Source organism: Ensifer sp. NPDC090286 (assembly GCF_044769565.1).
Lineage (GTDB): Bacteria > Pseudomonadota > Alphaproteobacteria > Rhizobiales > Rhizobiaceae > Ensifer.
The window spans coordinates 22949-36535 of record NZ_JBIVYF010000007.1 but is presented as its reverse complement, the minus strand read 5'-3'; the positions used below and the strand labels follow the sequence as shown (position 1 = coordinate 36535).

Sequence of the window (13587 nt, the reverse complement as noted above, 5' to 3'; positions counted from 1 at the left end):
GGGCGGGACCTCGCCCCTGACGCATGTCACCCAGGACCGACGCATGGCCGTCGGGACTGTCGCTGGATTCTCGGGAGGAGATAGGCAATGGGCGTTGAAGGCATTGGCGCGCGCGTGGCGCGCAAGGAGGACAAACGGTTCCTGACCGGCAAGGGCCGCTATACGGACGACATGTCCGTGCCGGGAATGAAATATGCAGTCTTCGTGCGCAGCCCGCACGCGCATGCGAAGATCGTGAAGATAGACGCGTCGGCGGCCAAGGGCATGCCGGGTGTGATCGGCGTGCTCGACGGCAAGCAGCTGCTCGCCGACGGTATCGGCAACCTGATCTGCGGCTGGATGATCCATTCCAAGGACGGATCGCCGATGAAGATGGGCGCCTGGCGGCCGCTCGCGCACGAGACCGTGCGCTATGTCGGCGATGCCGTGGCGATCGTCGTTGCCGACAGCGTCGCCGAGGCGCGTGACGCGGCCGAGGCCGTTGTCGTCGAGTACCAGGAGCTTGCCGTCGTCATCGATGCGTCGAAGGCGTTGGAGGCAGGACAGCCGCAGCTTCATCCGGAAGCGCCGAACAATCTGATCTTCGACTGGCAGATCGGCGACGAAGCGGCAACCGACAAGGCGATCGGCGCGGCGGCGCACGTCACCGAGATCACCATCCACAACAACCGGCTGTCGCCCAACCCGATGGAGCCGCGCGCGGCGCTCGGCATCTACGACGCCGGCGACGATCACTACACCTGCTACACGACCAGCCAGAACCCGCATGTGGCGCGGCTGGTGATGAGCGCCTTCTACAATGTCGCGCCGGAAAACAAGCTGAGGGTGATCGCGCCCGATGTCGGCGGCGGCTTCGGCTCGAAGATCTACATCTATCCGGAGGAGATCGTCTGTCTCTGGGCGTCGAAGCGCACCGGCGTACCGGTCAAATGGACGTCGGACCGCACCGAAGCGTTCCTGACCGATGCGCATGGCCGCGACCATGTGTCGAAGGTGAAGATGGCCTTCGACGCGAACAACCGCATCATCGGGCTGAAGGTCGACACGGTCGCCAATCTCGGCGCCTATATGTCGCTGTTCTCCTCGGCGGTGCCGACCTATCTCTATGCGACGCTGCTGTCAGGGCAGTACGATATCCCTGCGATCCACGCGAATGTGCGCACGGTCTACACCAACACGGCGCCGGTCGACGCCTATCGGGGCGCCGGGCGGCCGGAGGCGACCTATCTCCTGGAACGCACGATGGAGACGGCCGCGCGCGAACTCGGCGTCTCGCCTGCCGAATTGCGGCGGGTCAATTTCATCCGCTCCTTCCCGCACCAGACGCCTGTGATCATGAACTATGACGCCGGCGACTACGACGCTTCGCTCGAAGCGGCGATGAAGGCGGCCGACTGGAACGGCTTTGCCGCCCGCAGGGCGGAAGCGGCCGGCCGCGGCATGAAGCGCGGCATCGGCATGAGCTGCTACATCGAGGCCTGCGGCATCGCACCGTCGGCAGCGGTGGGGTCGCTCGGCGCCGGCGTCGGCCTTTGGGAATCGGCCGAGGTGCGCGTCAATGCCGTCGGCACGATCGAGGTGCTGACCGGTTCGCACAGCCATGGCCAGGGCCACGAGACGACCTTTGCCCAGCTCGTCGCCGAACGCTTCGGCGTGCCGCTCGACAGCGTCAACATCGTGCATGGCGACACCGACAAGGTACAGATGGGAATGGGCACCTATGGTTCGCGTTCCGGTGCCGTCGGCATGTCGGCTGTCGTCAAGGCGCTCGACAAGGTCGAAGCCAAAGCGAAGAAGATCGCCGCCCATCTGATGGAGGCGGACGAGAGCGACATCGTCATCGAGAACGGCGAGCTGAAGGTCGCCGGCACCGACAAGGCGGTGCCCTGGTTCCAGATGGCGCTTGCCGCCTATACCGCCCACAATCTGCCTGCCGGCATGGAGCCGGGGCTGAAGGAAGGGGCCTTCTACGACCCGGCCAACTTCACCTTCCCGGCCGGCTGCTACATCTGCGAGGTAGAGGTCGACCCGGAAACGGGCCGAACCAAGATCATCCAGTTCGTCGCGGCCGACGACTTCGGCAACATCATCAACCCGATGATCGTCGAGGGACAGGTACATGGCGGGCTCGCGCAGGGCATCGGCCAGGCGCTGCTCGAAGGCGTGCACTACGATGCCTCGGGCCAACTGCTGACGGCGAGCTACATGGACTACGCCATGCCGCGCGCCGACGACCTGCCGTCGTTCCAGGTCTCGACCTCGAACACGCCCTGCCCGAACAATCCGCTGGGCATCAAGGGCTGCGGCGAGGCCGGTGCGATCGGCTCGCCACCGGCACTGATCAACGCCATCACCGACGCCATCGGCAACAACGCGCTCACCATGCCGGCAACATCGCACAAGGTGTGGGCGGCGGCAAACGCGGCCAACTGAGGAGGACACTCATGTACGAGACCCAATATCACCGGGCGTCCTCGGTTCAGGATGCCGCCAGCCGAATGGAAGCGGCCGGCGAAGGCAAATATGTCTCCGGCGGCATGACGCTGATCCCGACGATGAAACAGCGGTTGGCGTCGCCGAGCGACCTGATCGACCTTCGCCATATCGCCGAGATGCAGGGCATCTCGGTCAACGGCCGATCGGTGCGGATCGGGGCTGCGACCACCCATTATGAGGTGGCGTCGTCGGCAGCACTCAAAGCCGTCTGTCCGGCAATCTGCAGTCTCGCCAGCCATATCGGCGATCCGCATGTGCGCCATATGGGCACGATCGGCGGATCGATCGCCAACAACGACCCGGCCGCCGACTATCCGGCGGCGATGCTCGGGCTCGGGGCGACGATCGTCACCAACCGGCGGGAGATCGCGGCTGACGATTTCTTCACCGGCCTGTTCGAAACGGCGCTGGAAGACAGCGAGATCGTCGTCGCCGTTACCTTCGATGCGCCTACCAAGGCCGCCTACCAGAAGTTCGCCAATCCGGCCTCGCGCTATGCGATGACCGGTGTCTTCGTCGCCAAGCGCGACAATGGCGAGGTCCGGGTCGCGGTCACCGGTGCGGGCGCAGACGGCGTTTTCCGTCAGGCGGAGATGGAGGCCGCACTTTCCGCCAACTGGTCGCCGGACGCGCTCGCTGGCATCAATGTCAGCGCGTCGGACCTGCTCTCCGACCTTCACGCGGATGCGGCCTATCGCGCCAACCTGGTGAAGGTCATGGCCAAACGCGCCGTGGCTGCGGCATGACCGGCCTTTGCCGCCACACAAACAGCGAAAAAGGGCGGCCTCGGCCGTCCTTTTTTCATCCTTGCTTGACTTCGATCAAGCTTGACGTGATGAACATGCACTAAGGCTTTCTTTGGAATGTTTCAAAACTAGGGCTGTTCCCGTTGAAACGGTTTCAGTGAAAGCAGCGAAGATGCTCAGGCTCAAAAATGCTAGATCATCTCGGATGCACTTACTGGGCAGGCAGCGCTTCAAGGGCCTTTTGCCGCAGTTGGCAGATGCCGGGCATTCCGAGGTTGACCCCAGGTCGCTTTGATTGAAGAAAAGCGGCCGGGCACTGGAGAAAATGATGGATTTCGAAAATTTCTTTAAGAACGAGCTGGACGGGCTGCATCAGGAAGGCCGCTACCGGGTTTTCGCAGACCTCGCGCGTCATCGCGGCCAATTTCCGAAGGCCGCGCGCCACACGGCTCAAGGCGTTCAGGACGTCACCGTCTGGTGTTCGAACGACTATCTCGGCATGGGCCAGCATTCCGTCGTCACCGAGGCGATGAAGCGCGCCATCGACGAATGCGGCGCCGGCGCCGGCGGCACCCGCAACATCTCCGGTACCAACCATTACCACGTCCTGCTCGAGCGCGAGCTCGCGGACCTGCACGGCAAGGAATCGGCGCTTCTGTTCACCTCGGGCTACGTGTCCAACTGGGCAGCGCTCGGCACGCTCTGTTCGAAGATTCCTGGCGTCATCGTCTTCTCGGACGCCGGGAATCACGCTTCGATGATCGAGGGGATCCGTCACTCCAAGTGCGAACGCGTCATCTTCAAGCACAATTCGGTCGCTGACCTCGAAGCCAAGCTCGCCGCAGCCGATCCGCGCGCGCCGAAGCTGATCGCCTTCGAATCCGTTTATTCGATGGACGGCGACATCGCGCCGATCAAGGAATTCTGCGACCTCGCCGACAAGTACGGCGCCATGACCTATCTCGACGAAGTGCATGCCGTCGGCATGTACGGTCCGCGCGGCGGCGGCATTGCCGAGCGCGAAGGCCTGATGCACCGCCTGACGGTGATCGAAGGCACGCTCGGCAAGGCCTTCGGCGTCATGGGCGGCTACATCACCGGCTCGGCAGCACTTTGCGATTTCATCCGCTCGTTCGCATCCGGCTTCATCTTCACGACGGCCCTGCCGCCGACGCTCGCCGCCGGTGCGCTTGCCTCGATCCGTCACCTGAAGGAAAGCCAGGTCGAACGCTTCGCGCACCAGGAGCGCGTGCGTCGTCTGCGCTCGCTGCTCGACCAGCGCGGCATTCCGCACATGCCGAACCCGAGCCATATCGTGCCGGTCATGGTGGGCGATGCCGCCAAGTGCAAGTGGATCTCCGACCTCTTGCTCGACAACTTCGGCGTTTACGTCCAGCCGATCAACTATCCGACGGTGCCGAAGAAGACCGAGCGCCTGCGCATCACGCCGACGCCGCTGCATTCGGACGCCGACATCGACCATCTCGTCGGCGCGCTGCATTCGCTGTGGTCGCGCTGTGCGCTGGCTCGCGCTGTCGCGTAAGGCCATTTTTGCCGGCGCCATGCGCGCCGGTTGGAAAGCTCCGAATTACTGAAGCAGCCCGGCCGCCAAGTGCCGGGCTTTTTCGTCGGCGGCAAAGACGTCGTCCATCGTCGTGGCGCCCGGCAGGTCCGTAAGCTTGTCCATCACCTTTTCGACGATCTCCGCCATGGCGAGAAAGCCGGTGCGGCCGGCGATGAAGGCGTCGAGCGCCGTTTCCTTGGCACCATTGAGCACCGCGCCCTGCACGCCACCCTCGACCATAGCCCGGCGGGCAAGCCGGATCGCCGGGAAGCGGACTTCGTCCGGCGCCTCGAAATCGAGGCGTGACAGCTTGGCGAAATCGAGCCGCTCGATCGGTAGGCTGCAACGGCTCGGATAGGAGAGCGCATAACCGATGGCGGTGCGCATGTCCGGGCAGCCGAGCTGGGCCAGCACCGATCCGTCGGTGTAACCGACCATCGAGTGGATCACCGACTGCGGATGCACGATCACCTCGACCTGCTCGGGTTTGAGTGCGAAGAGGTGCTTCGCCTCGATCATCTCCAGCGCCTTGTTGAACATCGAGGCGCTGTCGATCGAGATCTTCAGGCCCATCGACCAGTTGGGGTGGGCGCGCGCGACGTCAGCCGTCACATGCCGCATCTCCTCAAGCGACTTGGTGCGGAAGGGGCCGCCCGAAGCCGTCAGGATGATGCGTTCGACCGCATGGCGCTGATGTTCTTCCAGAACCTGGAAGATGGCGTTGTGTTCGCTGTCGACCGGCAGCAGCTGACCGCCGCCTTTTTTGACCGCGTCGATGAACAGGCTGCCGGCGGAAACCAGGCACTCCTTGTTGGCGAGCGCGATGTCGGCGCCGCGGCGGGCGGCAGCAAGCGTCGGGGCGAGGCCGGCATTGCCGACGATCGCGGCCATCACCCAATCGGCATTGCGCTCGGCCGCCTCGATCAGGCCGCTCTTGCCGGCGGCAACTTGGATGCCGGTGCCGGCAAGCGCCGCTTTCAGATTTTCATACTGGCTGTCGTTGGCAGTGACGGCGAGTTCGGCGCCGGCCTTCACGGCCTGCTCGGCAAGCAGGGGAATGTTGCCGTTGCCGGTGACTGCGACGACGTCGAAGTGCTCGCGGCCGCCAAGGCGCTCGATGACGTCGAGCGTGTTGGTGCCGATCGAGCCGGTCGAGCCGAGGATCGTCAGTCGGCGCTTCGCACTGTCGCGGGATGCCATGCCAATACCCATGTTCTTCTTTTCGGACGGGATGCCCGGCTGAGCCTTCGCCGCGGGCGCATGATCTGCACGAGATCGATCCGAGTTTTTTATGTTGTTTGCTAGGCTCTACAGGCGAAATCCGCCGGCAACAAGGGCGCGGTCTTCATTCCGTCTCGTCCGCGGGCTAAGAATCAGGTGCCTTGAGTCGGGGCCGAAGGAGTTCGCGATGCTGAAAGTCATGACCGCCGTTTCCTGCGCCTGCGTGGCGATCGAGATGGCCTCGATGCAGCCGGTCGCGGCCGAGAACGTGCCGCAGCAGCTCGTCGGCACCTGGCTTGCCGAGGACATCGGCGGTGGCGGCGTGATCGACGACCTGCAATCGACGCTCGAAATCCGCGAAGACGGCACCTATGGCGGCATGGCAGGCTGCAACCATTTCACCGGAACCTTCAGCCTCTCGGGCTCCAAGGTCACCTTCGGTCCCGCCGCCACGACGCGCAAGATGTGCGTGCCCGCGGTGATGACGCAGGAGCAGAAGTTCCTGGAATCGCTGCGTTCAGAGCTTTCCTGGTCGGTGGAAGGATCGAAGCTCGTGCTTGGCAAGGCGGGTGGTGGCACTGCCGTGAAGCTGGCATCGATGACGGCAGCTTCGGAAGGCTCCGACGTGACGATCCGCATTCCGGGAGCCGACACGGTCGATCGGCAATCGGTCCGCTATGATTGCGGCGGCAAGGCGATCGAGGCGGAGTACATCAACGCCGGCCCGGTTTCGCTGGTGACCTTCACCATCGACGGCACGTTCGTCGTCGCATCCAACGTGATTGCCGCGTCCGGGGCCAAATATGCCGGCGGACAATATGTCTGGTGGACGAAGGGCGAGGAGGCGACGCTTTTCGACGCGACGAAAGGTGACCAGGATCAGGGCATCGCCTGCAAGCCGGCGTCCTGACGAGGCGCCGCTTGTTCCTCCCGTTCTTGCCGGGTCTTTATCGCGACCGGTGCAAGAAGTTGTGGTGAAAGTCGGAACTTTTGCCCTCGCTTCATAGTTACAATTCCGGCGCTGTCGCGCTGTTGTTGTGAAAAGGGAGTTGATCCATGGGGCTGCTTATCGGAATCCTGATTACGTTCCTCGTCATCGTGCTGGTGCTCTATCTCGTCCAGCGGCTGCCGCTCGACGCGCGTGCCAAGCAGATCGTGCAGATCATCGTCATCATCATCGGCATCATCTCTCTGTTGAAATACCTGGCCGTCTTCTGACGTGCCGCCTTCCAGCCAAAGGCCGCCGGATCGCAAGACCCGGCGGCCTTTGGCTGTCTGGTCGATGCTGACAGGATCTGACAGCGGCAGCGCCTAGGGTCCGGGCATCGAAAAGGAGACCCGACGATGCTGTCACCGAACCTCATCCTGCTCTATGTCGAAGACCCGGCTGGAAGTGCCGCGTTCTATACCGGCCTCCTTGGACGCGAACCCGTTGCTTCCTTCCCGGCCTATGTGGCCTTCAAACTCGAAAACGGGCTGACGTTCAGTCTCTGGTCCACCGGCGCGCGGGATTTCGTCTCGTCCGGTACTGGTCATCGCTCGGAAATCGCCTTCATGGTCAAGGACGATGCTGAGGTCGAGCGCCTTTATGCGGAGTGGCGCAGCAAAGGGATCACGATCGAGCAGGGGCTGAAGACGGCGGTCTTCGGCCGCACCTTCGTGGCGCTTGATCCCGATGGTCATCGCCTGCGCGTATGCAGGCCCGATGATTGAAATCATCAGGTTTCGGTGGACCGAACGCGGAATAGCAGCGCTTATTGCGCGGCGGTCGGCGCTCTGCGATCAAGGATGGCCTGGAACAGGGCGGCCTGATGCTCGGTGGCGGCGCGGATTGCGCTGAGCTGCCGCAGCATCGAGCCGAACGCCGCGAGAAGGATGCCGCTCAGGATCGCACTCAAAGCCCAGGGAAGCACGACCAGCGCTCGAAGCTGCGCCGTTGCCGGATCGGTAGCGAGTAGCGCGATCGCAGCGGCCAGTGCGGCCAGGATGATGACGATGCCGATGATTTGCAGAAGCTTACCCATGGTGTCCTCCCGTCATGCGCGCACCGTCAGGCAGACTGCATCTCCTGTCAAGCAGGCGGCTTCGGCAAGGCAATCTTGCGATCATGACTGATGGAGCAAAACCCGGCCCAACAAAAAAGGCCGGGGCAAACCCGACCTTCCTCATCACCTTCCGTCGATGCCAGTTCATCCGTGGTCATCAGGAAGATGTGAGTGTTGTTTAGCTGGGGTTCGTGACAGGCGCATGACGTCAGCGCGTTTCTTTTCCCCTGCGCCGCTCTGCGCCAGCGGCGGGTGCTGCCGCTTTACCATTTGCCCAGATGCGCGCCGCCGTCGACGTTCAGCACCTCCCCGGTGATGCGTGGAGCCCGGGTCAGGAACAGGACGGCATCCACGATCTCTTCGACGCTGGAGATGCTGTGCATCGGCGAAAGCGTGTTGAGGAAATCCCGTGGATTGTCCTTGTGAAGCGGCGTGTCGACGACACCGGGCGCGACGACGTTGACGCGAATTCCGTCCCTTGCGTATTCCATGGCGATGTTCTTCGAGATGGCGTTGATGCCGCCCTTGGTCAGCATGGCGACCGAAGCGTTCATGCCTGCGATCGGGCGATCGGCAAGCGGCGTCGTGATGCTGACGATGCTGCCGCCTCTTTTCTGGGCCAGCATTTGCTTGATGACGAGTTGGGTCGTGTGGAGGAACCCCTCGATGTTGGTGGCACTCAGGTGCCGGTAGTCGTCAGTGGTGTAGTCGACGAAGGGCTTGGTAAAGAAGATGCCGGCATTGTTGACCAGCGCGTCGATCGAGCCGAAGCGGTCGATCGCCGTTTCGACCACGCGTTTCGCCGTCTCCGGATCGGCGATATCGCCGTCGACCCGCGCCAGCCGGTCCGATTCGGTGATTTCGCGCGATCGGCTGACATTGCGCGAGGTTGCGACGACGCTATAGCCCTCTGCCAGAAAAGCGTTTGTGAGGCCCGCGCCGATGCCCTGGGATGCACCGGTGATGATGGCGACTTTGTTTGTCATCTGATCTCTCCGTGGTTGGACGGTTTCGGTGAGTTCAATATGGCTGCCGCCGGATTGTGCGATTAGACGGAAATATCTGGAATTACTTTTCCAGTGATGCAAAAATCATCGCATGGTCGATCTGAATGACATCGCGGTCTTTGCCGCCGTGGCCCAATTCGAGAGTTTCAGCCGGGCGGCACGTTCGCTCGGCATGCCGGTCTCCACCGTCAGCCGCAAGGTCACGGCCCTTGAGGAGCAACTGGGCGTCACGCTCATCCAGCGCACGACGCGCAAGCTCAGTCTCACGGCGCAGGGCCGCGCCTATTATGCGGAATGCGGCGAACCGCTGAAGCAGCTTCGCGATGCGGAGCGGGTGCTGAGCGAGGCGCAGAGAAGGCCGGAGGGGTTGCTGCGGGTCACCGTTCCCATGACCCTCGGGCAGCCGCCTTTCTTTGATTTCCTGTCCGCATTCCTGAAGACCTATCCCGAGATCGAGGTCGATCTGCTCGTCACCAACATGTTCATGGACCTCGTTGCCGAAAACATCGACGTCGCGGTGCGGTTCGGCGAATTGCGCGATTCGTCGCTTGTCGCGCAGCGCCTGGGCCGAAGCACCCACTTCCTGGTGGCCGCGCCCGACTATCTCGACCAACAGGGCACCCCATCGCGCCCCGAAGACCTGAGCGGCCATCGCTGCGTTCTGGTCAATGCGCGGGGCAACGAGGCAGAATGGCATCTGGTCAAAGGTGGCGAAACGGCCAGCCTGCGTGTGAGCGGAGCGGTGTCGGTCCATGACATCCAGTCGGCGAGCGCCATGACCGAGCGTGGCCACGGCATAGGCCGGTTGCCGCCGATCTTCTGCGACAGCCTGCTTGCGAGCGGTAAGCTCGTGCGCGTCCTTCCGGGATGGTCGGCGCCGGATGTTTTCGTGCACGCGGTCTATCCGACGCGGCGCTTCCTGCCATCACGGCTGCAGGTGTTTCTGCAGGAACTCAAAGCCTGGCGCGGCCCGGCGTGGCAGCCGCTTCGGTGAGCACGCGCTAGGGCACGATCTCTTCGAGTTTTTGCGCGAAGATGCTGAAACCGGCCCGACGATAGGTCGCCTGCGCCTTCGGATGATCCCATTCGTCCGTATGCAACCAGATCCGGTTTGCACCACGGTTCCAGACCGCGCGTAGCGCATTGTCGAGGAGAAATGGCCCCAGCCTTTGGCCGTAAACGTCCGGGATCAGGCCGAAATGGGTGAGTTCGACATCCTTGGTATCGGCGCGGTCGAATTCGCAAAGCCCGACCGCGCGGTCGTCCAGCCGGAGGATGTAGAGGCTCGTGGAGGTGCTGCCGAGAAAATCGTCGAGATCGGCTGTTGGCATGCGTAGTCGCTGATCCCAGCGCAATGGTTCGCCGACGGCGCGATAGAGCGAAAGAAACGCGGCGGCATCCGGACGTTCGGACGTAACCACCGCGTGCGCGATCGGTGCCGGAAACGCGTCGCCCGCCGGGCGTTCGAGCATTTCCATATAGGTCACAAGCAGCTGGACCGTGTTTTCTCCGCAGGCGGTAGCTTTAATGTCATCCACGGCGTCAGCACGGCGCGCGCCGCGTCCAGTTCGATTAACAGGGGTATTGGAGAATGGTGATCCCGCCGCGATTCGAACGCGGGACCCCCAGATTAGGAATCTGGTGCTCTATCCTGCTGAGCTACGGGACCACTTGGATAGCACCCATACAAAAGCAAGGGCTCTTCGCCAAGTGTTTTTGCGTGCATGCCCGAGGAAATGCGGGCGGCCTCGTCTCGTCGGGGCGGGGTGTTGCCACGGATCGGCAGGCTTGAAAACGACGATGAAACGGGGGCTGGTCTTCCACGTCTTCCGAATGCTAAGCAAGGCGTGCGCTGGCCCGAGGAAGCTGGCGCTCCCCATTGAGACCTTCATCAGAGACCTGATCCAGATATGTTCATCGGAATAGATTGGGGCGGCACGAAAATGGAAGTCATCGCGCTCGGCCGCGATGGCGAAACGCGCGCCCGTCATCGCGTCTCGACCCCGACCAGCGGCTATGACGATTGCATTCGCGCCGTTCTTGATCTCGTTGCCGCCGCCGAACAGACGGCGGGAGAACAGGGCTCGATCGGCATCGGCATTCCCGGCAGCCCCAATCCGCGCACCGGTATCGTGCGCAATTCCAATGCGGTGCTGATCAATGGCAAGCCGCTCGGTCGCGACCTCGAAACGGCGCTTGGCCGCCCGGTCCGGCTTGCCAACGACGCCAATTGCCTGGCGGTCTCGGAGGCGGTCGACGGTGCCGGCAAGAACGAGCATGTGGTCTTCGGCGTCATCGTCGGTACCGGCCATGGCGGCGGCCTTGCGATCGACAAGAAGGTGCATGCCGGCTACCAGGGCGTTGCCGCCGAGATCGGCCATTATCCGCTGCCCTGGATGACGAAGGACGAATATCCCGGCCACAAATGCTGGTGCGGCAAGCACGGCTGCCTCGACATGTATGCCTGCGGTACCGGCGTCGAACTCGACTACCGGCTCACGACCGGTATTGAAAAGCGCGGGCGCGACATCATCGAGGCAAAGCGGGCGGGCGACCCGGTTGCGACAGGCGTCTATGAGCGCTTCGTCGACCGGCTGGCGCGCAGCCTGGCGCTGCTGACCAATATCGTCGACCCGGACGTCTACGTGCTCGGTGGCGGCATGTCGAATGTCGACGAGATCTATCAGGACGTTCCGCCGCGCGTGGTCAATTATCTCTTCGGCGATACGTTCGAAACGCCCATTCGCAAGGCCCTGCACGGCGACAGCTCCGGCGTGCGCGGCGCGGCCTGGCTCTGGAAGGACTAAAACCCCATGAATATCGACAAGGACCTCGCCCGCATCGCGCGGCAGGAACAGGAATTGCAGTTCGAGCGCTTTGATCTCGATACGGCCTGGGAGCTTGGCACGCTGCTGCGCAAGATGGCGGCCGAGCGCAAGCTTGGCGTCGTCATCGACATCACGCTCTTCTCGATGCAGGTGTTTTATGCCGCGCTCGACGGGGCGACGCCTGACAATCCGAACTGGGTGCGCCGCAAGCGCAACACCGTGTTCCGGCTGTTCAAGAGCAGCTACGCCACCGGCCGCGAGCTTGCCAAGGCACAGACCAATCTGCAGGCAAAGCTCGGATTGGCCGATGCCGATTATGCGGCGCATGGCGGCAGCTTCCCGATCGTCGTCAAGGGCACCGGCTGTATCGGTGCCGTCACCGTATCCGGCCTGCCGCAACGCGAGGACCACAACATGGTGGTCGAAGCGCTCTCGGTCTTGCTCGGCAAGGATCACGGCGCATTGAAGCTCGAGGACTGAGAATTGGCATTGGATATTCTTTCGCAATCACGCGTGCTGTCGGATTGGCTGGCAGACAAGGCCCTGCCGCTCTGGCGCGACAAGGGCGTGGATCATTCAGGCGGTTTCGTCGAGACGATTGATATGGCGGGCGGGCCGACCCGCGCCAACCGGCGTGCGCGCGTTCAGCCCCGGCAAGTCTACTGCTTCGCCGAGGCCGGCCGGCGCGGCTGGACAGGCGACTGGCGTAGTGCCGCCGAAGGCGGGCTTGCCTATTTCGATCGCGTTTTCAAGCAGTCGAGCGGCTTTTACGCTGCGCTCGCCGATGCCGACGGCAATCTTCTCGATCCGTCCTTCGACCTCTACAACCAGGCCTTCGCGCTGCTCGCCTTCGCCTATCTGGGCGAGGTCGTGCCGGCCCGCAAGGCCGAGATGATCGAGCGCAGCAATGACCTTCGCGCGCGGATAGAGGCGTACGTCAAGCATCCGGTCGCCGGCTTCGAGGAAGACAATCCTCCGCGCCTGCCGCTCTGCTCCAATCCGCATATGCACCTCTTCGAAGCGTGCCTGGCGAGCGAGACCGTCGAGGGCTTCGATCGGGTGGGCTGGGCAAACCTCGCCGACGAAATTGCACATCTGGCGATGGATTATTTCATCGATGCCGAAAGCGGGGTGCTGCGCGAGTTCTTCGACAACGACTGGGCGCCGATGGCCGGCGACAAGGGCCGGATCGTCGAGCCCGGTCATCTGTTCGAATGGGCCTGGCTGCTTTTGCGCTGGGCGGAACGCCGCGGCAGCGCAGAGGCGATCGTCAAGGCGCGGCGGCTATTCGATATCGGCGAGGCCCATGGCATCTGTGCGAACCGCAACGTTGCGATCATGACGCTTCTCGACGACCTGTCGGTCGCCGATCCGATCGCGCGGCTTTGGCCGCAGACCGAGTGGCTAAAGGCGGCCGTCCGCTTTGCCGCACTCACGAACGGTGCCGAGCGCGAGCGTTATCTTGCTTCGGCCGCGCGGGCAGCGGCGGCCCTCCAGACGTTCCTGGCGACGCCGGTTGCGGGCCTTTGGCGCGACAAGCAGCAGGCCGACGGCAGCTTCGTCGAGGAGCCGGCGCCGGCGAGCAGCTTCTACCACATCCTTTGCGCCATTTATGAAACCGAGGACTGCCTGGCCCGGCTCTGATTTGCCGATCCATAGTATCCGCTCTTGTTATGGCTC

General features: G+C 63.2%; 14 protein-coding genes and 1 tRNA gene. 10 read left to right on the top strand and 5 right to left on the bottom strand.

From position 1 onward, the window contains the following. Nucleotides 1-87 precede the first annotated feature (87 nt). From ACIQUG_RS29110 to hemA, 3 genes are all read left to right on the top strand, one after another. Nucleotides 88-2433 carry a xanthine dehydrogenase family protein molybdopterin-binding subunit gene (locus tag ACIQUG_RS29110; protein WP_402325736.1) on the top strand — a complete coding sequence of 782 codons (2346 nt, stop codon included), beginning with the start codon at nt 88-90 and terminating at the stop codon, nt 2431-2433. An 11-nt stretch (nt 2434-2444) separates the two neighbouring features. Next, complete coding sequence (locus ACIQUG_RS29105; RefSeq protein WP_402325735.1) at nt 2445-3242, top strand: FAD binding domain-containing protein; 798 nt, start codon at nt 2445-2447, stop codon at nt 3240-3242. A 328-nt stretch (nt 3243-3570) separates the two neighbouring features. Continuing rightward, nucleotides 3571-4785: a 5-aminolevulinate synthase gene (hemA, locus tag ACIQUG_RS29100; RefSeq protein ID WP_043614792.1), complete on the top strand. Its 1215-nt coding sequence runs from the start codon at nt 3571-3573 to the stop codon at nt 4783-4785. A gap of 45 nt (nt 4786-4830) precedes the next feature. On the opposite strand, the gene dxr is transcribed toward hemA, so the two are convergent. Further along, entirely contained in the window at nt 4831-6006 is a 1176-nt protein-coding gene (dxr, locus tag ACIQUG_RS29095) for a 1-deoxy-D-xylulose-5-phosphate reductoisomerase (RefSeq protein ID WP_402325734.1), read from the bottom strand. 208 nt (nt 6007-6214) lie between these two features. Here dxr and ACIQUG_RS29090 point away from each other — a divergent pair, with 208 nt between their 5' ends. From ACIQUG_RS29090 to ACIQUG_RS29080, 3 genes are all read left to right on the top strand, one after another. After that, complete coding sequence (locus ACIQUG_RS29090) at nt 6215-6937, top strand: META domain-containing protein (protein WP_402325733.1); 723 nt, start codon at nt 6215-6217, stop codon at nt 6935-6937. 146 nt (nt 6938-7083) lie between these two features. After that, nucleotides 7084-7245 carry a Thivi_2564 family membrane protein gene (locus ACIQUG_RS29085; protein WP_089044368.1) on the top strand — a complete coding sequence of 54 codons (162 nt, stop codon included), beginning with the start codon at nt 7084-7086 and terminating at the stop codon, nt 7243-7245. 126 nt (nt 7246-7371) lie between these two features. After that, nucleotides 7372-7740 carry a VOC family protein gene (locus ACIQUG_RS29080; protein WP_402325730.1) on the top strand — a complete coding sequence of 123 codons (369 nt, stop codon included), beginning with the start codon at nt 7372-7374 and terminating at the stop codon, nt 7738-7740. Between the two features lie 41 nt (nt 7741-7781). Here the strand turns inward: ACIQUG_RS29080 and ACIQUG_RS29075 are convergent, their stop codons facing one another. Further along, nucleotides 7782-8051, bottom strand: coding sequence for a hypothetical protein (locus tag ACIQUG_RS29075; RefSeq protein WP_043614800.1), 270 nt, complete (start codon nt 8049-8051; stop codon nt 7782-7784). A gap of 284 nt (nt 8052-8335) precedes the next feature. Beyond that, nucleotides 8336-9058 carry an SDR family NAD(P)-dependent oxidoreductase gene (locus ACIQUG_RS29070; RefSeq protein ID WP_402325729.1) on the bottom strand — a complete coding sequence of 241 codons (723 nt, stop codon included), beginning with the start codon at nt 9056-9058 and terminating at the stop codon, nt 8336-8338. Between the two features lie 112 nt (nt 9059-9170). Here ACIQUG_RS29070 and ACIQUG_RS29065 point away from each other — a divergent pair, with 112 nt between their 5' ends. Next, nucleotides 9171-10073 carry a LysR family transcriptional regulator gene (locus ACIQUG_RS29065; protein ID WP_402325728.1) on the top strand — a complete coding sequence of 301 codons (903 nt, stop codon included), beginning with the start codon at nt 9171-9173 and terminating at the stop codon, nt 10071-10073. Nucleotides 10074-10080: 7 nt separating this feature from the next. On the opposite strand, the gene ACIQUG_RS29060 is transcribed toward ACIQUG_RS29065, so the two are convergent. Further along, nucleotides 10081-10617 (bottom strand): GNAT family N-acetyltransferase, encoded by a 537-nt coding sequence (locus ACIQUG_RS29060; protein WP_402325727.1) that lies wholly within the window; start codon nt 10615-10617, stop codon nt 10081-10083. Between the two features lie 54 nt (nt 10618-10671). Then, nucleotides 10672-10748: transfer RNA gene (locus ACIQUG_RS29055), tRNA-Arg, on the bottom strand. 241 nt (nt 10749-10989) lie between these two features. Here ACIQUG_RS29055 and ACIQUG_RS29050 point away from each other — a divergent pair. From ACIQUG_RS29050 to ACIQUG_RS29040, 3 genes are read left to right on the top strand one after another with little or no spacing between them, the layout of a single operon-like run. Further along, on the top strand, nt 10990-11886 hold the full coding sequence (locus tag ACIQUG_RS29050) for an ROK family protein (RefSeq protein ID WP_402325726.1): 897 nt from the start codon (nt 10990-10992) through the stop codon (nt 11884-11886). Nucleotides 11887-11892: 6 nt separating this feature from the next. Beyond that, nucleotides 11893-12387, top strand: coding sequence for a heme-degrading domain-containing protein (locus tag ACIQUG_RS29045; protein WP_402325725.1), 495 nt, complete (start codon nt 11893-11895; stop codon nt 12385-12387). 9 nt (nt 12388-12396) lie between these two features. Continuing rightward, nucleotides 12397-13551 (top strand): AGE family epimerase/isomerase, encoded by a 1155-nt coding sequence (locus ACIQUG_RS29040; protein WP_402326056.1) that lies wholly within the window; start codon nt 12397-12399, stop codon nt 13549-13551. The last annotated feature ends 36 nt before the right edge of the window (nt 13552-13587 follow it).